Origin of the sequence: uncultured Oscillibacter sp., from assembly GCF_900546705.1 — a bacterium.
In the GTDB taxonomy this organism is placed as follows: domain Bacteria; phylum Bacillota; class Clostridia; order Oscillospirales; family Oscillospiraceae; genus Oscillibacter.
Map to the genome: position 1 here is coordinate 1 of NZ_URDP01000030.1, position 22,194 is coordinate 22,194.

Annotated in this window: 23 protein-coding genes; 10 read left to right on the forward strand and 13 right to left on the reverse strand. The window is 60.6% G+C overall.

Translation table 11 applies throughout. From position 1 onward, the window contains the following. Nucleotides 1-1,746: hydratase (locus QZS13_RS07215; protein ID WP_295587395.1), on the reverse strand; the 1,746-nt coding region annotated here is incomplete at its 3' end. 202 nt (nt 1,747-1,948) lie between these two features. Beyond that, nucleotides 1,949-2,494, reverse strand: coding sequence for a cysteine hydrolase family protein (locus QZS13_RS07220; protein ID WP_295587397.1), 546 nt, complete (start codon nt 2,492-2,494; stop codon nt 1,949-1,951). Between the two features lie 176 nt (nt 2,495-2,670). On the opposite strand from QZS13_RS07220, the gene QZS13_RS07225 reads away from it, so the two are divergent. Further along, nucleotides 2,671-4,035 (forward strand): sodium-dependent transporter, encoded by a 1,365-nt coding sequence (locus tag QZS13_RS07225; RefSeq protein ID WP_295587399.1) that lies wholly within the window; start codon nt 2,671-2,673, stop codon nt 4,033-4,035. Between the two features lie 117 nt (nt 4,036-4,152). Here the strand turns inward: QZS13_RS07225 and QZS13_RS07230 are convergent, their stop codons facing one another. Further along, nucleotides 4,153-5,058, reverse strand: coding sequence for a LysR family transcriptional regulator (locus tag QZS13_RS07230; RefSeq protein ID WP_295587401.1), 906 nt, complete (start codon nt 5,056-5,058; stop codon nt 4,153-4,155). A 182-nt stretch (nt 5,059-5,240) separates the two neighbouring features. Between QZS13_RS07230 and QZS13_RS07235 the strand changes: the two genes are divergently transcribed. Beyond that, nucleotides 5,241-6,410 carry a PLP-dependent aspartate aminotransferase family protein gene (locus tag QZS13_RS07235; RefSeq protein WP_295587403.1) on the forward strand — a complete coding sequence of 390 codons (1,170 nt, stop codon included), beginning with the start codon at nt 5,241-5,243 and terminating at the stop codon, nt 6,408-6,410. A gap of 43 nt (nt 6,411-6,453) precedes the next feature. Further along, the gene (locus QZS13_RS07240; RefSeq protein ID WP_295587405.1) at nt 6,454-7,926 is read left to right on the forward strand and encodes a sodium:alanine symporter family protein; all 1,473 of its coding nucleotides are present in this window, start codon (nt 6,454-6,456) and stop codon (nt 7,924-7,926) included. 112 nt (nt 7,927-8,038) lie between these two features. On the opposite strand, the gene QZS13_RS07245 is transcribed toward QZS13_RS07240, so the two are convergent. Together QZS13_RS07245 and QZS13_RS07250 are read right to left on the reverse strand one after the other, a co-directional pair. Next, complete coding sequence (locus QZS13_RS07245) at nt 8,039-9,199, reverse strand: M20/M25/M40 family metallo-hydrolase (RefSeq protein WP_295587407.1); 1,161 nt, start codon at nt 9,197-9,199, stop codon at nt 8,039-8,041. 13 nt (nt 9,200-9,212) lie between these two features. Further along, the gene (locus QZS13_RS07250) at nt 9,213-10,379 is read right to left on the reverse strand and encodes a M20 family metallopeptidase (protein ID WP_295587409.1); all 1,167 of its coding nucleotides are present in this window, start codon (nt 10,377-10,379) and stop codon (nt 9,213-9,215) included. Between the two features lie 208 nt (nt 10,380-10,587). Here QZS13_RS07250 and QZS13_RS07255 point away from each other — a divergent pair, with 208 nt between their 5' ends. Further along, nucleotides 10,588-11,247 carry an AAA family ATPase gene (locus tag QZS13_RS07255; RefSeq protein WP_295587412.1) on the forward strand — a complete coding sequence of 220 codons (660 nt, stop codon included), beginning with the start codon at nt 10,588-10,590 and terminating at the stop codon, nt 11,245-11,247. Nucleotides 11,248-11,293: 46 nt separating this feature from the next. Here the strand turns inward: QZS13_RS07255 and QZS13_RS07260 are convergent, their stop codons facing one another. After that, the gene (locus tag QZS13_RS07260; protein ID WP_295587414.1) at nt 11,294-11,662 is read right to left on the reverse strand and encodes a winged helix-turn-helix domain-containing protein; all 369 of its coding nucleotides are present in this window, start codon (nt 11,660-11,662) and stop codon (nt 11,294-11,296) included. Between the two features lie 166 nt (nt 11,663-11,828). Here QZS13_RS07260 and QZS13_RS07265 point away from each other — a divergent pair, with 166 nt between their 5' ends. From QZS13_RS07265 to QZS13_RS07275, 3 genes are read left to right on the forward strand one after another with little or no spacing between them, the layout of a single operon-like run. Then, on the forward strand, nt 11,829-12,857 hold the full coding sequence (locus QZS13_RS07265) for an aldo/keto reductase (RefSeq protein ID WP_295587417.1): 1,029 nt from the start codon (nt 11,829-11,831) through the stop codon (nt 12,855-12,857). Between the two features lie 11 nt (nt 12,858-12,868). Next, complete coding sequence (locus tag QZS13_RS07270; protein ID WP_295587419.1) at nt 12,869-13,306, forward strand: hypothetical protein; 438 nt, start codon at nt 12,869-12,871, stop codon at nt 13,304-13,306. A gap of 22 nt (nt 13,307-13,328) precedes the next feature. Continuing rightward, complete coding sequence (locus QZS13_RS07275; protein WP_295587421.1) at nt 13,329-13,574, forward strand: hypothetical protein; 246 nt, start codon at nt 13,329-13,331, stop codon at nt 13,572-13,574. 59 nt (nt 13,575-13,633) lie between these two features. Here QZS13_RS07275 and QZS13_RS07280 read toward each other — a convergent pair whose 3' ends face one another. Next, complete coding sequence (locus tag QZS13_RS07280; RefSeq protein WP_295587423.1) at nt 13,634-15,322, reverse strand: phosphoenolpyruvate carboxykinase (ATP); 1,689 nt, start codon at nt 15,320-15,322, stop codon at nt 13,634-13,636. Nucleotides 15,323-15,394: 72 nt separating this feature from the next. Continuing rightward, nucleotides 15,395-16,252, reverse strand: coding sequence for a 16S rRNA (adenine(1518)-N(6)/adenine(1519)-N(6))-dimethyltransferase RsmA (gene rsmA, locus QZS13_RS07285; RefSeq protein WP_295587426.1), 858 nt, complete (start codon nt 16,250-16,252; stop codon nt 15,395-15,397). Nucleotides 16,253-16,381: 129 nt separating this feature from the next. On the opposite strand from rsmA, the gene QZS13_RS07290 reads away from it, so the two are divergent. Then, nucleotides 16,382-17,068, forward strand: coding sequence for a YjjG family noncanonical pyrimidine nucleotidase (locus tag QZS13_RS07290; protein WP_295587428.1), 687 nt, complete (start codon nt 16,382-16,384; stop codon nt 17,066-17,068). Nucleotides 17,069-17,140: 72 nt separating this feature from the next. Here the strand turns inward: QZS13_RS07290 and QZS13_RS07295 are convergent, their stop codons facing one another. Then, entirely contained in the window at nt 17,141-18,172 is a 1,032-nt protein-coding gene (locus QZS13_RS07295) for a G5 and 3D domain-containing protein (RefSeq protein WP_295587430.1), read from the reverse strand. A gap of 531 nt (nt 18,173-18,703) precedes the next feature. Here QZS13_RS07295 and dpaL point away from each other — a divergent pair. Next, the gene (gene dpaL / locus QZS13_RS07300) at nt 18,704-19,909 is read left to right on the forward strand and encodes a diaminopropionate ammonia-lyase (protein WP_295587432.1); all 1,206 of its coding nucleotides are present in this window, start codon (nt 18,704-18,706) and stop codon (nt 19,907-19,909) included. Nucleotides 19,910-19,945: 36 nt separating this feature from the next. On the opposite strand, the gene trmD is transcribed toward dpaL, so the two are convergent. Together trmD and rimM are read right to left on the reverse strand one after the other, a co-directional pair. Next, nucleotides 19,946-20,731, reverse strand: coding sequence for a tRNA (guanosine(37)-N1)-methyltransferase TrmD (gene trmD, locus QZS13_RS07305; RefSeq protein WP_295587442.1), 786 nt, complete (start codon nt 20,729-20,731; stop codon nt 19,946-19,948). Beyond that, nucleotides 20,721-21,227: a ribosome maturation factor RimM gene (rimM, locus tag QZS13_RS07310; protein ID WP_295587434.1), complete on the reverse strand. Its 507-nt coding sequence runs from the start codon at nt 21,225-21,227 to the stop codon at nt 20,721-20,723. The genes trmD and rimM overlap by 11 nt, the downstream gene beginning before the upstream one ends. 131 nt (nt 21,228-21,358) lie before the next feature. On the opposite strand from rimM, the gene QZS13_RS07315 reads away from it, so the two are divergent. Next, nucleotides 21,359-21,649, forward strand: a complete 291-nt coding sequence (locus QZS13_RS07315) for a hypothetical protein (protein WP_295587436.1) — start codon at nt 21,359-21,361, stop codon at nt 21,647-21,649. Nucleotides 21,650-21,706: 57 nt separating this feature from the next. On the opposite strand, the gene QZS13_RS07320 is transcribed toward QZS13_RS07315, so the two are convergent. Continuing rightward, on the reverse strand, nt 21,707-21,937 hold the full coding sequence (locus QZS13_RS07320; RefSeq protein WP_295587438.1) for a KH domain-containing protein: 231 nt from the start codon (nt 21,935-21,937) through the stop codon (nt 21,707-21,709). Nucleotides 21,938-21,952: 15 nt separating this feature from the next. Then, entirely contained in the window at nt 21,953-22,192 is a 240-nt protein-coding gene (rpsP, locus tag QZS13_RS07325) for a 30S ribosomal protein S16 (protein WP_295587440.1), read from the reverse strand. Nucleotides 22,193-22,194 lie beyond the last annotated feature (2 nt).

A 22,194-nucleotide genomic window follows, 5' to 3' on the forward strand; every position in this document is an offset into this window, starting at 1 on the left:
CTTGGCCCGGCCCACATAGGCCGGCTCCCGGCGGGAGAGGGTGAACTCCGCCAGGTGCAGGGGATTGGAGCGGTAGGAGGAGGTCTCGCCGGAGGGAATCAGCTCGTCGGTGGTGGTCACCTCGTCCCGGAGCACTGCCGCCAGCTCCACCAGCAGATGCTCGCCCAGAGGCGGCATGGCGGGCCAGTCGGTGATGTTGGGCCCCAGGATCAGCTCCGTGTCCGGCTGGGGATGGCCGTAGCCGTTGTAGACCCGGCGGGCATAGACGCCTCCGTCAAAGTGATAAGGCAGGGGATGGGGCTCGTAGTCCACCTCCGTGGCGGGGGTGATGCGGCCGCCGCTGCGGGCGGTGGCGGCGATGGAGCGGGCATCCATGAGGCACACGCCGGCAAACTGTCCCTCGGCGGGCTTGGAGCCCTCCCGGTTGGGGAAGTTGCGGGTGGTGTGGCGCAGGCTCAGGCCGTTGTTGGCAGGCACGTCTCCGGCACCGAAGCAGGGGCCGCAGAAGCTGGGTTTGATGATGGCGCCGGTTTCCAACAGGTCGGCGGTGACGCCGGTGCGGGTCAGCTCCAGGCTCACGGGCACGCTGGTGGGGTACACGTCCAGGGCGAAGTAGCCGCTGCCGCAGCTGCCGCCCCGGAGGATGTCCGCCGCCTCGGTGATGTTGTCGAAGAGGCCGCCGGCGCAGCCGGCGATGACGCCCTGGTCGGCCCACACGCCGCCGTCATGGCACTTGTCCAGCAGGTGAATGTTGGCCTTGGGATAGCGGGCCCGGGCGTCGGACTCCACGGCGGAGAGAATGTCCTCCGCGTTGTCCAGGAACTCCCGGATGGTGTAGGCATTGGAGGGGTGGAAGGGCAGGGCGATCATGGGCTCGATCTCGTCCAGGGCGATGGAAACCATGCGGTCATAGTAGGCCCAGGGACCCGGCTGGAGAGGCTGGTGTTCCGCCTGACGGCCATGGAGGGCCAGGTAATCCCGGGTGACCTCGTCCGTCTGCCAGATGGAACTCAGGCACGTGGTCTCCGTGGTCATTACGTCGATGCCGTTGCGGTAGTCCATGGGCAGCGCGGCGATGCCGGGACCGGCGAATTCCAGCACCCGGTTATTGACAAAGCCGTCGGCAAAGGTGGCTTTGACCAGGGCCAGCGCCACGTCATGGGGCCCCACACCCCGGCGGGGGGCGCCGGTCAGATACACCAGCACTACTTCGGGATAGGGAATGTCCCAGGTGTTCTTCAAAAGCTGTTTGCAAAGCTCCGGACCGCCCTCGCCCACGGCCATGGTGCCCAGGGCGCCGTAGCGGGTGTGGGAGTCGGAGCCTAAGATCATTTTTCCGCAGCCTGCCAGCTGCTCTCTTGCATAAGAGTGGATGACGCTCTGGTTGGCGGGGACATAGATACCGCCGTATTTCTTCGCGGCGGACAGGCCGAACACATGGTCGTCTTCATTGATGGTGCCGCCCACGGCGCACAGGCTGTTGTGGCAGTTGGTCAGGGCGTAGGGCACGGGAAAGCTCCGCATGCCGGAGGCGCGGGCCTGCTGGATAATGCCCACGTAAGTAATGTCGTGAGAGACGAGAGCATCAAAGCGAATCCTTAGAGCCCCAGGGTCACCGGATGTATTGTGCGACTGAAGGATGTGCCAGGCCATGGTCTGGCGCCGCCCTTCTTCCGTGGAGACAGGCGCGGTGGGGCAGGGCGCGCCGTCGTGGAAAAAGGTGCCGTTTTTACTGAGCTGGATCATTGGCTGAAGACCTCCTGCGCTCCGGCCGCGGCCGGAAGTTTCTTGCACCACAATATACCATACTTTCTTCCCGCTGCATAGATGTTTTTTGCAGGAATTATAAATCGGACTTGCAAATTTGGGAAATTGTCCAAGTTTGGACAAACGAATGGAACCTTGTCGGTGCAAATACACATGTTTTTATGCTGCGGACGAACGATGCTCACTGCCCGGTTACGGTGATCTGGCAGGCGCTCATGGCTGCCAGCGCAGTCCGGTGGGCCTGGGGAGTGACGCCGGCACAGCAGCCGGAGTCCACCACGATCTCCGCCTCCGGCAAAAACGCCTTAATGAGCAGGGCGTTGGACAGTACGCAGATATCCGTGCACACGCCGATCAGCGTCACTTTTTCCACGCCGTGCTTTCCCTGACGGAGCAGGTCCTCGTTTTGGGCCTTAAGCAGTTGGCCCAGGGCGGTGCTGCCGAAGGTGGGCTTGTCGACAGGATGGTCGGCGTACTCCTGAAGCTGGGGAATGATCTCCCACCCCTCGGTTCCCCGGATGCAGTGGGGCACCGGCAGTTTCCGGCCCTCCTGGGTCTGGGCATAATCCGGACCGTGGGTGTCCCGGGTGAAGAAAATCCGCTCTCCCCGGTTCAGACCGTCCACCACGCGTCCGACCACATAGGGCACAATGTCACAGGCCTCCGGTGTCCCCAGGGCGCCGGAGACAAAATCGTTCTGCATATCCACCACAACCAAAACATCCATTGCAGCACACTCCTTTCAATTTTCACCAATATAGCAAATATCCCGGTGAACTGCAAGAAAGGACGGGGAAAGCTGCAAAAAAAAGTTGACTTTTGCGGTGTGTACAGCTACCATATATTTTATTACGGCCATGGGGAAATTGGGCCGAAATTACAAAAAAACGAGGAGAGAGAAGCGTGAAGCGAGAAAACTTCCAATCCCGTCTGGGATTCTTGCTGGTGAGCGCCGGCTGCGCCATCGGCATCGGAAATGTGTGGAAATTCCCCTATGTGACAGGGGAAAACGGCGGCGGTGTGTTTGTGCTCTTTTACCTGCTGTTTTTGGTCATCATGGGCGTGCCGGTCCTGACCATGGAGCTGGCGGTTGGGCGTGCCAGCCGCAAGAGCGCCGTGCTGGGATACAAGGCCCTGGAGCCCAAGGGCAGCAAGTGGCACGTCCACGGCTGGTTCTGTGTGATCGGCTGCTGCCTTTTGATGATGTACTATACCACGGTGGCCGGCTGGATGCTGGACTATTTCTATAAATTCGCCACCGGCGCATTCAATGGCATGACCATCGAGGCAGTGGACGGCGTATTCAACGAGATGCTGGCAAATCCCGGCGAGATGACGGTGTTTATGGTCATTATCGTGCTGGCGGGTTTCCTGGTGTGCTCTTTCGGTCTGCAAAAGGGCCTGGAGCGGATCAGCAAGTGGATGATGCTGGCGCTGCTGGCGCTGATCGTGGTGTTGGCGGTGCACAGCCTGATGCTGCCCGGCGCCGCCGAGGGCGTGAAGTTCTACCTGCTGCCGGATTTCCAGCGGGCTGCGGAACAGGGCATCGGCAATGTGATGACTGCCGCCATGAATCAGTCCTTCTTTACCCTGAGCCTGGGCATTGCCGCCATGGAGATCTTCGGCAGCTATATGTCCCGGGACAACTCCCTGACCGGTGAGTCCGTGCGGATCTGCTGCCTGGATACGTTTGTGGCGCTCATGTCCGGCCTGATTATTTTCCCCGCCTGCTTTTCTTTCGGGGTGGAGGCCAACAGCGGCCCGGCCCTGATTTTCATGACGCTGCCCCGGGTGTTCATCAACATGGCCGGTGGCCGTATCTGGGGCGCGCTGTTCTTCCTGTTCATGACGTTTGCCAGCTTCACCACTGTGCTGGCCGTGTTTGAAAACATCATGGCCAGCTGCATCGACACCTTCGGCTGGACCCGGAAAAAGGCCACGGTGGTATGCTGCGTGTTCATTCTGGTGGCCAGCATGCCCTGCGTGCTGGGCTACAACCAGTGGTACTTCTCCCTGGTTCTGCCCAACGCACCCGGCGGCGGACAGATTCTGGATATCGAGGACTTCCTGGTGAGCAACCTGCTGCTGCCGCTGGGCTCTTTGGTGTATCTGCTGTTCTGCGTCAGCAAGTGGGGCTGGGGATTTGACAAGTATCTGGAGGAGGCCAATACCGGAACGGGGCTGAAAATGTCCCGGATGTTCAAGCCGTACTTCCAGTTCATCCTGCCCATTCTGATTCTGGTCATCCTGATCCAGGGTTTGCTGTAATAAAATATTTATCTGATAAATTTGCATATTTATCAATTTCGATCTCTGGGCAGATCAAAGCGGACGCCGTTTTCGACGTCCGCTTTTTTTACACAAAAATTTGGGGGGAACCGGGGCTTACAGGCGCAGCTTTTCCTTTTCCGCCAAGGCGATGCGGATAAACTCGGAGATGATCTTCCACTGGTACGACTCCTTCCGGTAGGCAAAGCGGATGGGGTAGGAAGCGCCGGTGAAATACACCCGGACCCGCCGCAGCTGACTGCGGCTGAGTGTGGCGCGCACCAGGCTTTTGGGACAAAAGCAGATGCCGATCCCCCGGGAGGAGAATTCCACCAGTGTATCCAGGTTGTTGCTGCGGGCTTTCACAACAGGCTGAAAACCGGCTTTTTCGATCAGTCCCCTGCCGATTTCGCTGGAAATGTCATGGCCGCCGCCCAGTACGAACGGGCAGCGGCTAAACTGGCTCAAATCGGTAAGATGTACGTTTTTTTCGGTATTTTCCGGGGCGTATTGCACCGGGACCAGCATGACGGTTTCGTCGTTGTAAAAGTCCAGAATTTCCGTGTTTGGCAGGGAGTCGAAGATCCGGCCCACGGCAAGATCGATGTCCTTGTTGACAAGGCTGGTCTGCAGCAGCTTGTTGCCGTTTTCCACCAGCCGCACTTCGATATTCGGGTATTGCTCCTGAAAGGCGTGGATGATGCCCGGCATAATGGTGCGGCTTTTCGCATAATCAACACCGACCAGAAGTTTTCCCCGTTGGTTGTGGGTCAGGTCGTTGAACTCGTTCCACATGGACTGCCAGTTTTCGTAGATGGAGGTGGCATGACGCAAAAATACCTCCCCGGCGTAGGTCAGTTCCAGGGGATTGCTGCGGATAATCAGCTGACAGGCGAGCTCTTTTTCCAGTGATGCAATGTGGGCGCTGAGGGTCTGCTGGGTGATATGCAGTTCCTCGGCTGCCTTGGTAATGTTGCGCTTTGCCGCCACCGCCCGAAAGTACTCCGTGGTCAGAAAATTCATGGTTAGGCCCCCTGTCACAGAAATTTTGCTGTAGTATACACCGAATAAATCAGTTTTACAACTGTTTTTTTGTGCATTATGATTTGAACCATACTTGGAAGCCGCGTTCCGGCGGCTGAATTTCAACAGCGGATATCTGGGAAAAATCACAGAGTCCAGCACGTCTAAGGAGGAATTTTTCAATGGATAAGAACAAGGTCGATTACGGTTCCATGGAATTTGCCACCCGGGCGATCAAGTACGGGGAAGGCCCTGATCCCGTGACCCATGCGCTGAATACGCCCATCTACGAGACGACTACATATGCCTACAGCGGCACGGACGAATATGACCGGATGATCGGCGATGCCATGGCCTGGAAGCCGGGCTGCCGCATTTACAGCCGCACCACCAACCCCACCACCTCCGCCATGGAGGAGAAAGCAGCTTCTCTGGAGAACGCGGAGGACGCCTGCGTGGTCTCCTGCGGCATGGCCGCCGTGAGCCTGGCGCTGCTGACCCAGCTGAACGCAGGCGACCACGTGATCTGCTCCGACGACACGTTCGTGTGCACGGCCAGCCTGTTTGAGGATATCCTGCCCTCCAAGGGAATTGAAACGGACCGGGTGGAGATTCTGGACCTGGACAACATCAGAAAGGCCATGAAGCCCAACACCAAGGTCATCTACCTGGAGGCACTGTCCAACCCGCTGCTGAAGCTGGCAGATCTGCCGGCCATCGCTGCCCTGGCCCATGAGCACGGCTGCAAGTTCATCGTGGATAACACCTTCCTGTCTCCGTTCATCATGCGGCCCCTGGATCACGGCACGGATATCGTGCTCCACTCCGGCACCAAGTACTATGTGGGACATGGCGACGCATTGTGCGGCATCGTGGCCGGCAAGAAGGCGGATATGGACCGGATCCGCTACTACAACGACAACCTGGGCACGCATATCAGCCCCTTCGACTCCTGGCTGGCTCTGCGGGGTGTCCGCACGCTGCCGCTGCGGCTGACCAAGCAGTCCCAGAACGCCATGACGCTGGCCAAGTGGCTGGAGGCCAGACCTGAGGTGGAGTTCGTGCTGTATCCGGGCCTGGAGAGCCACAAGCAGCATGAGCTGGCCAAGAAGCTGTTTGTGGGCGACAACTTCGGCGGCATGCTGTGCTTCCATCTCAAGGGCGGCTACGAGGAAATGGCCAAGTTTGCGGACAATGTGCAGATTCCGCCCATTGCCACCAGCCTGGGTGATGTGGTGACGCTGATCTATCCCAAGAAGCCCTATGACAACCTGATCCGCCTGTCTGTCGGTTGCGAGGACGTGCGGGATCTGATTGCGGACTTCGAGCAGGCGTTTGCGAAAATGAAGTAATTGGTCCCTCCGGGGACGATCTTTAGGGTGAAGGGAGGCAATTATGGCAACTGCGATATCAAATTTCCTGGACGCGGCAGTCGGCTTCTTGTGGGGGACGCCGCTCATTGTGCTGGTACTTGGATCGGGCGCACTATTCACGCTGGGCACAGGGCTCTTTCAGTTCCGGCACTTCGGCTATTTCATGAAAAAGACCCTGGGCTCTCTGTTTGACAAGTCCGAGCATGACGCCGGCTCGGGACATGTGAGCGCCTTCAATGCCATCGCCACAGCCATCGGCGGTGCCGTGGGTGTGGGCAACATCGGCGGCGTGGCTACCGCGATTGCCGTGGGCGGACCGGGTGCGCTGTTTTGGCTTTGGGTTGCAGCGCTGCTGGGCATGGCGCTCAAGAGCGCGGAGGTTTCCCTGGCGTGCTACTACCGCAGCTATGATGAAAACGGTCAGCCCTACGGCGGCCCCACCTACTATATCCAAAAGGGCATCGGCAACCTTCTCCCCAAAAAGATCTCCAAGGTTGCGTCGGTACTGGCCGCAGTCTTTGGCGTAGGCTTTGCCTGCAACTTCTTCTCCGGCGTACAGGGCTATACCATTGCAGAGGGCTTTACTGCCGCGTTCCCCGTCCCCATTCTGGGTTTTGCCGTGGTGTACAGCATCGTGGTGTGGATTATTGTCTGGGGCGGCGGCAAGCGCGTGGTGGAGTTCGCCGGCAAGATCGTCCCCGTGATGATTGTACTGTTTGTGGCAGCCGGTCTGGGCGTGGTGCTGATCAACATCCGCAGCCTGCCGGCGGCGCTGAAGCTGATTTTTGAGGGGGCCTTTACCGGTACGGCTGCTGTGGGCGGATTCTCCGGCGCAGCTGCCTCCGCGGCCATCCAGAACGGCATCTCCCGGTCCGTGTTCAGCAATGAGGCCGGTCAGGGCTCTTCCACCATGGTGCACTCCCAGGCAAAGGTGGAGCATCCTGTCCGCCAGGGCCTGTGGGGTATGTTTGAGGTGTTCGTGGACACTATGGTGGTGTGCACCATCATGTCCCTTGCCATTATCCTCAGCGGTGTGTGGAGCTCCGGAACCGAGGGCGCGGCCCTTTCCGTTTCCGCCTTTGCCACGGTATTCGGCTCGTTTGGTGCAAAATTTGTGGGCATTGCCATCCTGCTCTTCGGCATCACTACGCAGACAGGCTGGTTCATGTACTACGATGTGCTGCTGCGGCACGCACTTAAAGGCAATGTGGCGCTCAAGCACAAGATCCTGACGTTTTTCCGGGTCATCTATCCTCTGCCCAGCCTGATTACGGTATTCTACACGGTGCAAAATGGATTGCCCACAGGCTTTGTGTGGAAGATCACTGACTTTTTCTGCGCGGTACCCACCACGCTGAATATTATCTGCGTCATTGCCATGAGCGGGGTGTATTTCAAACTGGTGAAGGACTACAAGGCCCGTTACATGGGCATCGGTCAGGTGGACCCCAGCTTCAAACCCTTCTACGAGGACCCGCCGACGATTGAAAAGTAAAGAGGCAATTCCCGGCGACGCTTTGCCGGGGGAAAAAGAAGCGAACTGCGAAGGCACTTGGGGTGCCTTCGCAGTTCGCTCTATACATATATAATATATATGTGATATGTGTTCAGAATTCGTCCGGCAAAGCCAGAATGGCGGCGGCCAGGCGTTTTGCCTGGGGCAGCAGCGATGCGGCAAAAGCATGCTCGTGGGGGGAGTGCTGTCCCTCGCCCAGAATTCCCACGGCGCAGAGAGTGGGGATGCCCATGGAGGTGGTATAGGCGCTGTCGGAGCAGCCGGCGCTGTATGCTGTCCCCGGGCGTCCCAGACCCAGCGCCGCACTGGCGTCTTGATAGATCCCGGCCAGAGCAGCGGTCTTGGGCAGCTCCTCCATGGCGGGGAAGCCCACCAGGGGACCCAGGGTGCAGACGGTGCCCGGGGTTTCCACCTGACTGCACAGGGCGTGCAGTGTATCCAGTGCCTCCTGACAGCCCTGGTTGGTCCGGAAGCGAATGGCCACGGAGACCTCGCAGTGGTCGGGTACCACGTTGGCGCTGGTGCCGCCGTGGATGATGCCGCAGTTGTAGGTGACGCGGCTGGGGTCGGACAGCGCCTGAATGGCCACGATTTTTTTGGCTGCCTCCAGCACGGCGCTGGCGCCTTTTTCCGGGGCAGTGCCGGCGTGGCTGGCAATACCGGTGACCGTCAGGCGTAAAATGCCGCCGCCCTTTCGGCCGGTGATAAGCTCCCCGCCGGGCAGACCGCTTTCAAAAGTGAAGGCGGCGCCGCAGCCCAGCGCCTGACGCTGCAGGAAAGCCACAGTCTGCCGCTGGGAGAGGGTGTGGGCGGATTCCTCGTCGCTGAGCAGCACCAGCCGCAGCTGACGGCGGCTGTAGCCGGCGTGCAGCAGGGCGCGGATTACGTACAGGGCAATCACCAGACCGCCTTTGCAGTCGTGGACGCCGGGACCGTAGACGGTGTCTCCCTCCATGCGCCAGGGGCCGCCGGGGAAGCTGCCGATGGGGTGGACCGTGTCCAGGTGGCCCAGCAGCAGCACCGGCGGCAGTTCGCCGGGAGCTGTCCGGGCGGCCAGGCATGTGCCCGCACCCTGGGGCTGGAACTTCTCAGTCTCCATACCCAGGGCGTTGCAGTAAGTGTCCAGGTGGCTTGCCAGCTTGTCCACGGCCTCTGCCTGGGCACTGGGCGTTTCCAGCCGCACGACGGTCTCCCACAGCCGCAGCATCTCCTCCCGGCAGCCGTCCAAATAGGAAAAAGCAGTTTCCAGCATGGCCGTCATCTCCTTAAAAGCTGTCCGGCAGAGTCAGAATGGCCGCCGTCAGGCGCTTGGCCTGGGAGAGCAGGGAGGAGATGGACGCGTGCTCGTGGGGGGAGTGCTGCCCCTCACCCAGAACGCCCACGGCGCAGAGGGTGGGAATGCCCATGGAGGTGGTAAAGGCGCTGTCAGAGCAGCCGGCGGTGCCGATGGTGCCGGGACGGCCCAGACCCAGAGACTCGCTGGCGTCGCCGTAAACCTTTACCAGCTCTGCCGTGCGGGGCAGTTCCTCCATGGCGGGGAAGCCCATGAAGGGGCCCAGCGTACAGCGGGTATTCGGCGTCTCCACCTTGGCGCAGATGGCCCGGACCTGCTCCATGGCCGCGTCCCGCTCCTGGTTGGAGTGGAAGCGGATGCAGATGTCCACGCCGCAGGCGGCGGGAATGGTGTTGACGCTGGTGCCGCCGGCGATCTTGCCGCAATTGAAGGTGACATGGTCGAAGTCGGTCAGGTCCTCGATGGCCACCACTTTCCGGGCGGCCTCCCGGATGGCGCTGGCACCCTTTTCCGGGGCGGTGCCGCAGTGGCTGGCGATGCCCTCCACATCCAGACGGAGCACGCCGCCGCCCTTGCGGCGGGTGACCAGAGTGCCGTCGGGCAGGCCGCTTTCAAAGGTGAAGGCGGCGCCGCAGCCCCGGGCGTGGGACTGGAGGAAGTCCACCGAGCGCATGCGGGAGAGGGAGTGACCGGTCTCCTCGTCGCTGACGGCTACCAGCTTGAGCTGGCGGCGGTCATAGCCGGCGTGCTGCAACGCGCGGATCACGTACAGGGCGATCACCAATCCGCCTTTGCAGTCATGGACGCCGGGGCCGTACACGCTGTCTCCCTCCACCCGCCAGGGGCCGCCGGGGAAGCTGCCCACGGGGTGGACGGTGTCCATATGCCCCAGCAGCAGCACGGGCGGCAGCGCCTGGGGAGCGGTCCATGCTGCCAGGCAGGAACCCGCACCCTCGGGGCGGAGCTTTTCCGTCTCCATGCCCAGAGCGCGGCAATAGGTGTCCAGATGGCTTGCCAGCAGGTCGATGGCTGCGGGGTCCGCGCTGGGGGACTCCATTTTCACCAGGGTTTCCCACAAAAACAGCATCTCTTCGTGATACTGATCCAGATAGTGAAGGGCGTTTTCCAATTGTGTCATTGCGCATTGCTCCTTTGCCGGAAATATGGTGTCATTTTAACACGGATTTGTACCGCTGTCATCCATGTTTTTCCTTTCGTTTGACGCTGAAGCGAGCCTGTGATATAATTATTACAACCACAAGAGGCGCGGATGCCCTGCCTGATGGTCGGGACCGGGGCGGCCCCGTTCCGCCTGTGGCCTATAAAAGCAAAAAGGGGGCAATTTTATGAAGACCATCATTACCATTGGACGGCAGTTCGGCAGCGGCGGCAAGGAGGTCGGAATCCGCGTCGCAAAGGAACTGGGGATTCCGTTTTACGATAAGGAGCTGCTGCAGGAGGCAGCCAAGAAGAGCGGCCTTTGCGAGAAGATCTTTGAAAACTTTGACGAGCGGCCCAAGAGCCTGCTCTACTCCATTGCCATGGACTCCTATATGTTCGCCCTGCCCGGCACCGGCGCAGGTGACTCCCTGGAGCAGCAGGTGTACCTGGCTACGTTTGATACCATCCGCCATCTGGCGGCTCAGGGCCCCTGCGTCATCATCGGCCGCTGCGCGGACTATGCGCTGGCGGATGATCCCAACCACCTGAGCATTTTCATCCATGCGCCCATGGACGTGCGGATTCAGCGGGTTGCCAAGCGGCAGAATATTACGCCGGAGAAGGCCCGTCAGCTCATCATCAAGACTGACAAGCGCCGTGCCTCCTACTACGAGTACTACTCCTCCCAGAAGTGGGGCGCTGTGGACACCTACGATTTCTGCATCGACAGCAGCTATCTGGGCCTGGGCGGCACGGTGGAGCTGATCCAGACTATGGTGGCCCACAAGGAGCACCCCATCCCCAGCCCCACGGAGATCGATCCCACCCAGCAGCCGGAAAAGTGACCGGAAATACGAAACGGCGGACTGTTCAAAACAGTCCGCCGTTTTTTTATTGGTTGTGTTCCGGGAGAAAAGGACCGAAGATTTCGTGGAATTTGGCCTGGCTGTAAGCTTCCACATCGGCGCAGTAGCGGTCGTAGGCGCGCAGGAGCACCACGGCCTCCTCCGTCAGCACGGCGCCGCCGCCGTGGCTGCCGCCGATGGTGGAGGAGAGCAGCTTGCAGCCGAAGACGGCCTCCGCCGTGCGGATGATGCGCCAGGCCTTGGAGTAGGCCATGCCCATGGAGGCGGCGGCAGAGCGCAGCGAGCGGCACGATTCCACCTGATGCAGCAGCGTTGCGATGCCGGGACCGAAGCAGCGCTGGTTGTCGTCGGAATAGAGCCGGACGGTCAGCTTGAGATGCAGTTCCTTTTCCATGGCGGGCCTCCTCCCAATGGCCGTATGCGCGGCCGGGGTAATAAAGCCATCATAACACACCTCCGGCGCGTTTGCAAACGAGGAGAAGTATGCTATAATCAAAAAAAGACCCCAGAGAATCTGTGGAAAAATTCTCCGGCCACGCCGGAAGAGGAGGACGAGGAGCATGGAAAAAGTCAGACTGGGCCGCACGGAGCTGTATGTGACCAAGACCGCCTTCGGCGCGCTGCCCATTCAGCGGATCTCCAAGGAGGACGCGGTCAAGCTGGTGCGCCGGGCCTACGAGGCGGGCATCAACTATTTCGATACGGCCAACATGTATACGGACAGCGAAGAGAAGCTGGGGGCGGCGCTGCACGATGTGCGGCAGAACGTGATCATCTCCACCAAGAGCGGCGGCAAGGACAAAAAGACCGTGCTGGCCCACATTGAAGAGAGCCTGCGCCGGATGCAGACGGACTACATCGACCTCTTCCAGTTCCACAACCCGGCGGTGCTACCGGACCCCAATGACCCCGACGGACCCTACGCCGCCGCGCTGGAGATGCAGCAAAAGGGCTACATCCGCCATATCGGCATTACGAACCACCGGCTGGGCGTGGCCCGGGAGGCCATCGACTCCGGTGCCTTCGAAACCCTTCAGTTCCCCTTCTGCTATCTGGCCTCCGATCAGGACTATGACCTGGTGGAGCGCTGCCGCAAGGCGGATATGGGCTTCATCGCCATGAAGGGCCTCTCCGGCGGCCTGCTCAATAACGCCGAGGCCTGCTACGCCTTCATGCGCCAGTATGACAATGTGGTGCCCATCTGGGGCATCCAGCATGAGTGGGAGCTGGACCAGTGGCTGGAGCTGACGGAGCGGGACCCCCGCATGACGCCGGAGCTGGAGGAGGTCATCCGCAAGGACCGCCAGGAGCTGGCGGGCAACTTCTGCCGCAGCTGCGGCTACTGCCTGCCCTGCGCCGCCGGCATCGACATTCCCCAGGCCGCCCGCATGTCCGCCCTGCTGCGCCGCTCGCCCTATCAGCCCTACATGAGCGACGAGTGGCACGCCAAGATGCACAAGATCGAAGAGTGCATCCACTGCAACGCCTGCAAGTCCCGCTGCCCCTACGGGCTGGACACCCCGGCGCTGCTGCAGCTGATGCTGGAGGACTATGACGCGTTTTACGCTGTCCATCACAACGACAAGTAAGGAGAAACTTCATGCTGTTCAAAAACGATGACGCCAGCTTGCAGCTGGATGTGTACGCCTACGAATTTCCGCCCGACGGCGGCGACCCGAAAAGCGACGACCGCAACTGGCTGGTGCTGCGGGCCACCTGGATCAACGAGGACGGGAACGTGGTCAAGGACTCCAACAGCTGCCTTCTGACCTACGAGCTGCGGGAGATGAACGCCGGACTCAAGGTGCTGGGCGCCGGCATCAAGGACCGCTACGACTCCGCCTTTGTGGAGCCCTATTTCGAGCTCTCCGCCCAGGCCAGCGGGGAGAACTTCCTGGTGGATGTGTCTTTCTACCTGCCCAACACCATGGACGGGGACGACACCGCCGAGATCGAGGTGTCCATGACGCCCGCGGAGCTCAAGGCCCTCACCGGCGAGCTGGACAAGCTGTGCGAGAAATTCCCGGACCGGGCCTGAGGACCGGAAAGGAGGGGGCCGTATGGACTACCGGAAGAGCTACATCCTCATGTGGGTGCTGTTTGCCGCGGGAATCATCGTGGGCGGACTTTTGACGGCATTGACAGGAAATGATGTACTGGGCTGGGGGGTAGGCGTCCTGCTGCTGGCGGCAGGGCTTGTGCAGACGCTGCTGTTTTTCCACTGCCCACACTGCGGCGCCCGGTGGGATACCCGGGGCGGCATCCCCGACTATTGTCCCAAGTGCGGGAAGAAGATCAAGGACTAAAAAAGAAGCCTGCCAGGCGGCAGGCTTCTTTTTTATGCTTTTTAAGGAAATGCCGCAGATTACAGGCTGTTGGCCTGGTCCACCACCTTGGAGATGGCCTCGGCGGCATCGGCGGGCAGGGCATTGAAGCCGCCCTCGGCGGTGTCGAGGCCCTGGACGTAGGCCAGGCGGTCGGCCATGCGGGCCTTCAGCTGGGCAACATACGCCTTGTCGGAAAGGTCCGGCACAAAGCCCTCCCAGGGCAGGATCTCGATGTCGGAGAAGGGGCCCCAGGGCTCAAACTTGGCACGGCCCTCCACGATGGCCTCCAGAATGCCCAGGGTATCCTCCTTCTGCACCTTCTTGCCCATGAAGTCGCCGGTGTTGATGATGTAGCAGGCCACATGCTTCTCTGCCACCAGCTTTTTGAACTTCTCATAGTCATTGGCCAGAGGGTAGGTACGGAAGGGGTTGGCATAGGGCTCCACCACCAGGGCATTGGGGTCCACCCCCGCTTTCAGCCGCTCGGCGTTGGAGCGCTTGGTGGCAAGGGTAGCGCCCATGACGGAGGCCAGGGAGGCGCCCTTGAGGCGTACCACCGGGGGAATGGTGGGGTCCTTCATGATCCAGAAGATGGCGTTGACGGGGGCGTCGATTTTATCCACCCGGTTGGGGGACCACAGTTTGGACTTGATGGCCCGGCCGTTGCCGTTGCGGATATCCTCGGTAACGCAGACGATCTTCCCGTCCGCGTCCATGGTGGCGGAGCAGTTCTGCACGGTCACCAGGTATTTGTTGTCCGGCGCGTCCACGGGATAGTCGGAGGTCTTGTCGAAATAGGTGGGCTCCAGGGCGATGGAGGCGCAGGTATCCGTATTGATGATGAAGGAGTCGTCGTGGAGCACCTTGATGTCCGGGTACTTGCCGCCGTGGCGGGCGTGGGTCAGGGTGGACTTGCCGGAGCCGCTGAGGCCGAACACGGCAGAGACGAAGTGGCTGCCGTCGGCGAGGGTGTACTCCTTCTGGCCGCCGTGACAGGAGGCGTAGCCGTTGCGGTTGGCAATGGCCCAGGCCAATGTCAGCGTGCCCTTCTTGTGCTCGCCGAAATAGCGCATGCCCAGAATGGCGGCACAGTTGGAGTCGGTGTTGAAATAGCACAGGCACTTGGGATCGCACACGGCTTCCTGTCCCGGGGCACCGGCCCACTGGGGATCGGAGAAGATGTAAATATCCGGCTCCATGCCGCCGCCGATGGGGCGGGAGGACTTATACATGCGGGTGTACTCGTCGGACAGGTACTGGAAGTTCAGCATCCAGTTATAGAGAATGTTTTCCTCTCCCTCGGGAATGAGCAGATGGGCCTTGACCATGAACTCCGGGTCCAGGCCAATGTAGACCTCTGCGTGGTACAGGGTTTTCCACCGGGTATCGTACACAGCGTCCATGAGGATCTTGTCCAGCGCGGCGCAGTCCACCCCTTCCTTGCCGGCGATGCGCCGGGCGGGAGCATAGCGGCCGGTGATGGAGCCGTCGTTAAAGAGCAGCACCTTGGCATCGCGTTCCAGGCCAAACTCCTCGCCCCGGTAGACAGGCATATCCGTCACCACGGTGCCGGGGGAGTTTTTGGCCAGCTCATAAGCCTGGCGCAGCGTGTTGACTTTAATCACATTGTTGCCGTAAAACGGCGCTTCGATGATGGAGCGGGTTTTGGAAAAACCGATCTTCCCCGCGCCGATTTCGTCTCTGGAATAATAGGCTTTGGTGGACATGGACACTCCTCCTGTGATTTGATATTTGAATCATATTATACTGTACCAGGGATTGGAAAACAAGGAAAACCTTTACGTCGCCGCTTTCAGCGCACTTGCCAGCAAAGCAAAGTCGCGGAGCGTCAGCGCCTCGCCCCGGACGGTGGGGGGCAGGCCACAGCGCTCCATGGCGGACTGAATCTGAGCACGGGAATACGCCGGCAGGGCGGCGGCGAGGCTGTTGGCGAGGGTCTTGCGCCGCAGCAAAAAAGCGCCCCGCATGACTTTGAAGAAGAACGCCTCGTCCTCCACCTCCACGGCGGGGCGGGAGCGGCGGACGCACCGGATCACGGCGGAGGTCACCTTCGGCGGGGGGAGGAAACGGTCGGCGGGCACATCAAAGAGGTATTCCGGCTCCATGTAATAGCGCAGGAACAGCGAAAAGGACCCGCCCTGGGCGGAGCCCTCCGGCGCACACAGACGCTGGGCCACCTCCTTTTGGATCATGACCGTGAAGCGCTCAAAGCATGGGGTCCCCACCAGCTTTTCCAGAATGGGGGTGGTGATGTTGTAGGGCAGGTTGGCGCACACCATGGGCGTGAGGCCCTGAAATTTCTCCGCTGCCAGGGCGGCAAGGTCCAGCCGCAGCACGTCGCCGGGGACGATCTCCACGTTATGGTAGGGGGCCATGGTTTCCGCCAGCACCGGCAGCAGGGAGGCGTCCAGTTCCACGGAGACCACCTTGCCCGCCCGCTGGGCAAGCTGGGCGGTCAGAGGCCCGATGCCCGGGCCGATCTCCAGCACGCCGCAGTGTTCGTCGGCGCCGGAGGCCGCTGCAATATCGTAGGGCACCTGGGGGTCAATGAGGAAATTCTGCCCCATGGACTTGGAAAAATGGAACCCGTGCCGCCCCAGCAGGGCACGGATGGTATCGTAGTCACAAAGGTTCATGGCTTTACCGCCTTTCCAGAAGTATATTCAGTATAGCAAAAAAAGTGCTGCTTGGAAAGTCCCGGCGCCGCGGTTGCAAAATCTACCCCGGGGCGATACAATGACCCTATCTCAGGAAGGGAGCCGACTATGGTAAAGACGATTTTTTTCGACCTGGACAATACACTGCTGGATTTTGACCGGGCGGAGGCGGCGGCATTGCGCCGGGCGCTGACGGAGGCGGGAGCCCCGGCGGAGCCGGCGGTGCTGGAGCGGTACCACGAGATCAACCGCCGTCAGTGGGAGCTGCTGGAAGATGGCGTCCTCACCCGGGAGCAGGTGCTGGTGGGGCGGTTTGCCCTGCTTTTTGAGGAGTTGGGTCTGACACTGGACCCGGCGGAGACCTGCGAGCAGTACGAGACGTATCTGGGCCAGGGGCACTGGTTCATCCCCGGAGCGCCGGAGCTGCTGGAGACGCTTTTCCCCCGGTATGATCTGTATCTTGCCTCCAACGGGGCGGCCTCTGTGCAATACAGCCGCCTGAAAAGCGCGGACCTGGCCCGCTGGTTCAAAGGAATCTTCATCTCCCAGGAGCTGGGAGCCGACAAGCCCCGGCGGGAGTTTTTCGACCGGGCTTTTGCAACCATTCCGGACTTTTCCCGGGAAACGGCACTGATGGTGGGCGACAGCCTTACCTCCGACATCCGGGGCGGCCGCAACGCCGGCATCCGCACCTGCTGGTTCAGCCGCGGCGGTACGGCGCCCCGGCAGGACATCCGCCCGGACTACACCATCACCGATCTTGCCCAGCTGCCGCCGCTGCTGGAAACCCTGTAAAAAAACTTCCCCGGCACCATTTTGGTGCCGGGGAAGAAACGTTATTACATGATTTCAAAGGAGAGAGGAAACTCACTCCAGGATATAGACGGTGCAGCTGCGCCGTCCGAAGTTGATGCATTGCTGATAGGTGTCGTAATAAAGATCCACCTTGTTGCCCCGCACGCCGGTGTCTTCAGCGGTGGCCATGCCGTAGACCACGCTGCCGTCGCTGGCGACAATATACATCTTGGTGCCCAGGGGGATCACGCTCTTATCCACGGCGACCACGCCCTTGCGGACGGCAGTGCCGGTGGCGGTGCAGCCGTCTGCTCCGCCGTACCCGGAGGTATAGGCAGTGGCGGTCATGGATTTGGCGGAAGAGAAGTTCAGCGTGGCGCCGGAGGAAAAGACCAGGGTGCCGCTGCCGTCGGCGTTCTTCTTCACGCTGGAAATACGGTCATTGGCCGTAACGGTGGTGGCGGCGGTGCCGTATTCGATGATCTCATTGACGGCGGTGCTGTCCAGCTCCTCCACAAAGTGGCGGGCAACCTGCTCACCGCCGGACCAGATGACCTCGTAGATGGCGGTGCGCTCGCCGTTGGAGCCGGTCTGCACCACCCGCTCGGTGCCCTTGGGCAGCTCGGGATTGGCAACCCGGACGGTCTCATAGGCCACAGTCTCCCGCACCTTGTCGTAGTAGGTCAGGGAATCGGACACCGTCAGCTCCACGCCGGGCCCGGACAGATCCACGGCTACCATCTCCAGGGGCGCCGGCTCGATGTGCATCCGGCTCAGCAGAGCGGAGATGGTTTCCTTGCGGGACTGCACGGAGATGATGGAGCCCTGATGATGAATGGTCACGGTCTGATCGGCGGCCAGCGTTACGTCGTAGCCCTGGCTGCTGGTGGAGACATAGACCAGCTGGGAAGAGAGGTCGGGCGTCTGCTCGGTGGTGTCATCCAGCACGATGGCCGCGTCATCCACACCGGTGAAGATGTAGAGGGCGGCGGCGTGCCCCATAGCGGCCCAGCTGACAAAGAACGTCATGGCCAGACCCGTGACGAACAAGCCCCGGCGTCTCCAGAAATCATGCAGTTTTTTCTGTCGGTTTTGACTGTTCAAAGTGTACCTCCTGAAAAGCTTCGGCATGGCCAACCGCCTGAAAAGAACGGCGGGCCCTGGGTTGTTTTTTTGAGAGAAAACAATTTGTAACTTTTGTTACCGATTGAAAAACTGGGGCTAGTATACACCTGTGACCCACTTTTGTCAAGTTTTCCGGGAGAAGAAAGTGCAATGTTCCCCACTTTCGACGCTGAACGGCAAAAAGAAACCGGCAATATATGGAAATCAGAACAAAGGGTAACAAACCGGTAACAGCTTTCTGGAAAGTTATATTTCCGCATTTTTTTGTGGAGATACCGAACGAGTATTCTGATATTTAACAAATATACGAATATTTTGTGCAATTTTTTGAGACGGGAAATCCGGCGGCGGAGCCGGGAGGAGACCCGCAGCGTTGCTCTGGGAAAAAACCTTTTGTTCTGTGAGGGAAAAACTCGGAAAAGTCCTTGACTTCCCGTGGGTCTATGATATGATGGAAGCAGAAAACTAATAAAAATTTTGGTCATCTAAAAATTTTTAGGAGGTCAGCTCATGAACGAAATCATCAAATGGGCCGCCAACCGGATGCCAGCCAGCGCCGATCGGCAGCTTTCCGTCATGTCCACGGAAAACGTGGCCAAGGCCCGGGCCTTCCACCGCAGCTTCCCCCAGTACTCCGTCACGCCCCTGGCCAAGCTGGACGGCATGGCCGCAACACTGGGCCTTGGCGGCGTGTACGTCAAGGATGAGTCCTACCGTTTCGGCCTCAATGCCTTCAAGGTGCTGGGCGGCTCCTTTGCCATGGGGCGCTACATCGCCCAGCAGATGGGCCGGGATGTGGGAGAGATGACCTATGACTATCTCACCAGCCCTGCCTTCCGCCAGGAGTTCGGCCAGGCCACGTTCTTCACCGCCACCGACGGCAATCATGGCCGCGGCGTTGCCTGGGCGGCCAACAAGCTGGGCCAGAAGGCTGTGGTGCACATGCCCAAGGGCTCCAGCCAGTCCCGCTTTGACAACATTGCCAAGGAGGGCGCCAAGGTCACCATTGAAGAGGTGAACTACGACGACTGCGTCCGCATTGCCGCCGCCGAGGCTGCCCAGACGGAGCACGGCGTGGTGGTGCAGGACACGGCCTGGGAGGGCTACGAGGAGATCCCCGCCTGGATCATGCAGGGCTACGGCACCATGGCCAACGAGGCTGCCGACCAGCTGCGTCAGGTGAGCGTGAACCGTCCCACCCATGTGTTTGTGCAGGCGGGCGTGGGCAGCCTGGCCGGCGCCGTGGTGGGCTACTTTGTCAACCGCTTCCCCGAGTGCCCCCCCAAGTTCGTGGTCATGGAGGCCCGGGCGGCGGACTGCTTGTACCAGGGCGCGGTGGCCGGCGACGGCGATCCCCGGAATGTGGGCGGCGACCTGCAGACCATCATGGCGGGTCTTGCCTGCGGGGAGCCCAACATCATCTCCTGGGATATCCTGCGTAACCATGTCTCCGCCTTTGTCTCCTGCCCAGACTGGGTCAGCGCCCGGGGCATGCGGATGCTGGGCGCACCGGTAAAAGGCGATCCCCGGGTCATCTCCGGCGAGTCCGGCGCCGTGGGCATGGGACTGCTCTCTTCCATCATGCAGGACGAGGAGTACAAGGAGCTTCGGGAGTATCTGGAGCTGGACCGGTCCAGCCAGGTGCTCATGTTCTCCACCGAGGGCGACACGGACCCCGACAAGTACAAAGAGATCGTCTGGAACGGCGAATACTGAGCAATAAAAAAAGACGGAGCGTAAGCTCCGTCTTTTTTATTGCGGTTCGGGATTGGATGTGTCTTTGTCCTCTTCTGCAATCTCCGCCTTGGCCTGTGCCAGAATCCTGCGCTCTGCCTTGGTGGTCAGCTGGCTTTCATCGAACCGGGCAAACAGGTCCGGACGGCGGCGCATGGTGCGCTTGTAGCTCTCCTTTTTCCGCCAAGCGGCCACTTTCCCGTGGTCCCCGGAGAGCAGGATCTCCGGCACCGCCCGGTCATGCCACACGGCGGGGCGGGAGTACTGGGGATATTCCAGCAGACCGTTCCAGTGGGACTCCTCTTCAAAGCACTCCGGGTCCGGCAGTACGCCGGGCACCATACGGCACACGGCATCCGCCACCGCCATGGCGGGCAGCTCACCACCGGTGAGGACGAAGTCGCCCATGCTGATCTCCTCGTCCACGCACTCGTCCAGAAACCGCTGGTCCACGCCCTCGTAGTGGCCGCACACCAAAATCAGGTGGTCGTAGCGGTCTTTCAGCTCCCGGGCCACGGTCTGGGTGAACGTGCGCCCGCAGGGGGAGAGGAAGATGGTCCGGCCGGGGCCGTAGGTCTCCACCACATGGGCCCAGCAGCGGTAGAGGGGGTCCGCCTGCATGACGGCGCCCCGGCCTCCGCCATAGGGATAGTCGTCCACCTGCATCTGCTTGTTGGTGGTAAACTCTCGGATCTGGTGGGCGCGGATGGTGATGTAGCCCCGCTCCTGGGCCCGGCCCAGGATACTCACGCCGGTATAGGCGGTCACCGCGTCGGGGAAGAGGGTGAGAATATCAATGTTCATCACTGGCCATTCCCTCCCATACATGCACGTCCATCCGGTTGGCGTCCAGGTCCGTGGAGACGATAAAAGCGTCTGGCACCGCGGGGATCAGGTACTCCCGTTCGCCCCGGACGGTGTAAACCTTATGGGCGGGGTAGGACTCCACTGCCACCAGCTCTCCCAGCCGTGCGCCGGTATCGGCGTTGAAGACCTCCAGGCCCAGCAGCTCGTCGTCAAAGTACACGCCTTCGGGGAGGTGGGCATCGGCACGGCGGATATAGAGCACCTTGTCCCGCAGGGCCAGGGCGGCGTTCATGTCGTCCACACCGGGCAGCTTCATCAGCACAAGATTCTTGTGCACGTGGTTGGCGGTGGGCCGGACGGACTGGCCGTCCAGCAAAAATGTGGAAAAGCCAGTGAGAAAATGGGGATCGGCGTCCCGGGGCTGTACCCGAACCTCGCCCCGGATGCCGTGGGCACCCACGATCTTTCCGACTTTGATGGTATCCAGCTTCATGGGGGAAGCCTCCTTTTGTTGATAGAAGTAGTATAGCCTCTTTTGGCCAGACAGGCAAGGGGGCGGTTGCGCCATGGGCGGTGATGTGGTATTCTGAAAACACGCTGAAGCGAAAAGGAAGGAGCAATTGCATGGAGGGACACGAGGAGCAGATGGATCATCAGGAGACTGCACCCCAGCAGGAGGTGCCGGTACAGCCGGTGAAGAAAAACGGTGTGAGCCGGCTGCTGTACATCATGGCGTTGGTGCTGTTTATCGGCGGCGCCGTGCTGGGGCTTGCCGTGTTCTGGATGACGGCGGACTATGCCGGCTGGCTGAACGCCGTCATCCAGATGGGAGCTGTCTGGGTCAATGCCGCCGTGTTCGGCGGGGTGCTGCTGGGCATTTCGGAGATCATCCGGCTGCTGGACCGGCACTCCTGACGGCAAAAAGAGAGAGGGGCGACCAGCGCCTCTCTCTTTTTTTGCGTCTTAGACGCATTAGTCTACAATATCCACGGAAACCTTCACGCCGGTACGCTGGGCGTAGGAACGGATCACCGTCCGGATCTCCTTGGCAATGCGGCCCTGACGGCCGATCACCTTTCCCATATCGTCGGGGGCGACGCGCAGCTCCAACGTCAGCTCCTGCTCGCCCTGAATCTCCGTGACGGAGACGGCGTCGGGATCATCCACAAGGTTTCTGGCGATGTAGAGCAGCAAGTCCTTCATGCTCCGTCCTCCGGATCAGAGGACTTCCACTTTTTTCAGCAGAGCTCTGACCGTGTCGGTGGGCTGGGCGCCGGACTTGATCCAGGCCTGAGCGCGCTCGGTGTCAATCTTGATCTCGGCGGGGGAGACGCAGGGGTTGTAAGTGCCCAGCTCCTCAATGAAGCGGCCGTCGCGGGGGAAGCGGGAATCGGCCACCACAACGCGGTAGAAAGGAGCCTTCTTGGCGCCCATGCGGCGCAGTCTGATCTTAACCATAG

What these genes read in the sequence shown, in the direction of transcription:
- QZS13_RS07220 (WP_295587397.1), bottom strand. Translation starts at nt 2,494, where the DNA reads ATGGATGTTTTGGTTGTGGTGGATATGCAGAACGATTTTGTCTCCGGC.
- QZS13_RS07230 (WP_295587401.1), bottom strand. Translation starts at nt 5,058, where the DNA reads ATGAATTTTCTGACCACGGAGTACTTTCGGGCGGTGGCGGCAAAGCGC.
- QZS13_RS07235 (WP_295587403.1), top strand. Translation starts at nt 5,241, where the DNA reads ATGGATAAGAACAAGGTCGATTACGGTTCCATGGAATTTGCCACCCGG.
- QZS13_RS07240 (WP_295587405.1), top strand. Translation starts at nt 6,454, where the DNA reads ATGGCAACTGCGATATCAAATTTCCTGGACGCGGCAGTCGGCTTCTTG.
- QZS13_RS07245 (WP_295587407.1), bottom strand. Translation starts at nt 9,199, where the DNA reads ATGCTGGAAACTGCTTTTTCCTATTTGGACGGCTGCCGGGAGGAGATG.
- QZS13_RS07250 (WP_295587409.1), bottom strand. Translation starts at nt 10,379, where the DNA reads ATGACACAATTGGAAAACGCCCTTCACTATCTGGATCAGTATCACGAA.
- QZS13_RS07255 (WP_295587412.1), top strand. Translation starts at nt 10,588, where the DNA reads ATGAAGACCATCATTACCATTGGACGGCAGTTCGGCAGCGGCGGCAAG.
- QZS13_RS07260 (WP_295587414.1), bottom strand. Translation starts at nt 11,662, where the DNA reads ATGGAAAAGGAACTGCATCTCAAGCTGACCGTCCGGCTCTATTCCGAC.
- QZS13_RS07265 (WP_295587417.1), top strand. Translation starts at nt 11,829, where the DNA reads ATGGAAAAAGTCAGACTGGGCCGCACGGAGCTGTATGTGACCAAGACC.
- QZS13_RS07270 (WP_295587419.1), top strand. Translation starts at nt 12,869, where the DNA reads ATGCTGTTCAAAAACGATGACGCCAGCTTGCAGCTGGATGTGTACGCC.
- QZS13_RS07275 (WP_295587421.1), top strand. Translation starts at nt 13,329, where the DNA reads ATGGACTACCGGAAGAGCTACATCCTCATGTGGGTGCTGTTTGCCGCG.
- QZS13_RS07280 (WP_295587423.1), bottom strand. Translation starts at nt 15,322, where the DNA reads ATGTCCACCAAAGCCTATTATTCCAGAGACGAAATCGGCGCGGGGAAG.
- rsmA (WP_295587426.1), bottom strand. Translation starts at nt 16,252, where the DNA reads ATGAACCTTTGTGACTACGATACCATCCGTGCCCTGCTGGGGCGGCAC.
- QZS13_RS07290 (WP_295587428.1), top strand. Translation starts at nt 16,382, where the DNA reads ATGGTAAAGACGATTTTTTTCGACCTGGACAATACACTGCTGGATTTT.
- dpaL (WP_295587432.1), top strand. Translation starts at nt 18,704, where the DNA reads ATGAACGAAATCATCAAATGGGCCGCCAACCGGATGCCAGCCAGCGCC.
- trmD (WP_295587442.1), bottom strand. Translation starts at nt 20,731, where the DNA reads ATGAACATTGATATTCTCACCCTCTTCCCCGACGCGGTGACCGCCTAT.
- rimM (WP_295587434.1), bottom strand. Translation starts at nt 21,227, where the DNA reads ATGAAGCTGGATACCATCAAAGTCGGAAAGATCGTGGGTGCCCACGGC.
- QZS13_RS07315 (WP_295587436.1), top strand. Translation starts at nt 21,359, where the DNA reads ATGGAGGGACACGAGGAGCAGATGGATCATCAGGAGACTGCACCCCAG.
- QZS13_RS07320 (WP_295587438.1), bottom strand. Translation starts at nt 21,937, where the DNA reads ATGAAGGACTTGCTGCTCTACATCGCCAGAAACCTTGTGGATGATCCC.
- rpsP (WP_295587440.1), bottom strand. Translation starts at nt 22,192, where the DNA reads ATGGTTAAGATCAGACTGCGCCGCATGGGCGCCAAGAAGGCTCCTTTC.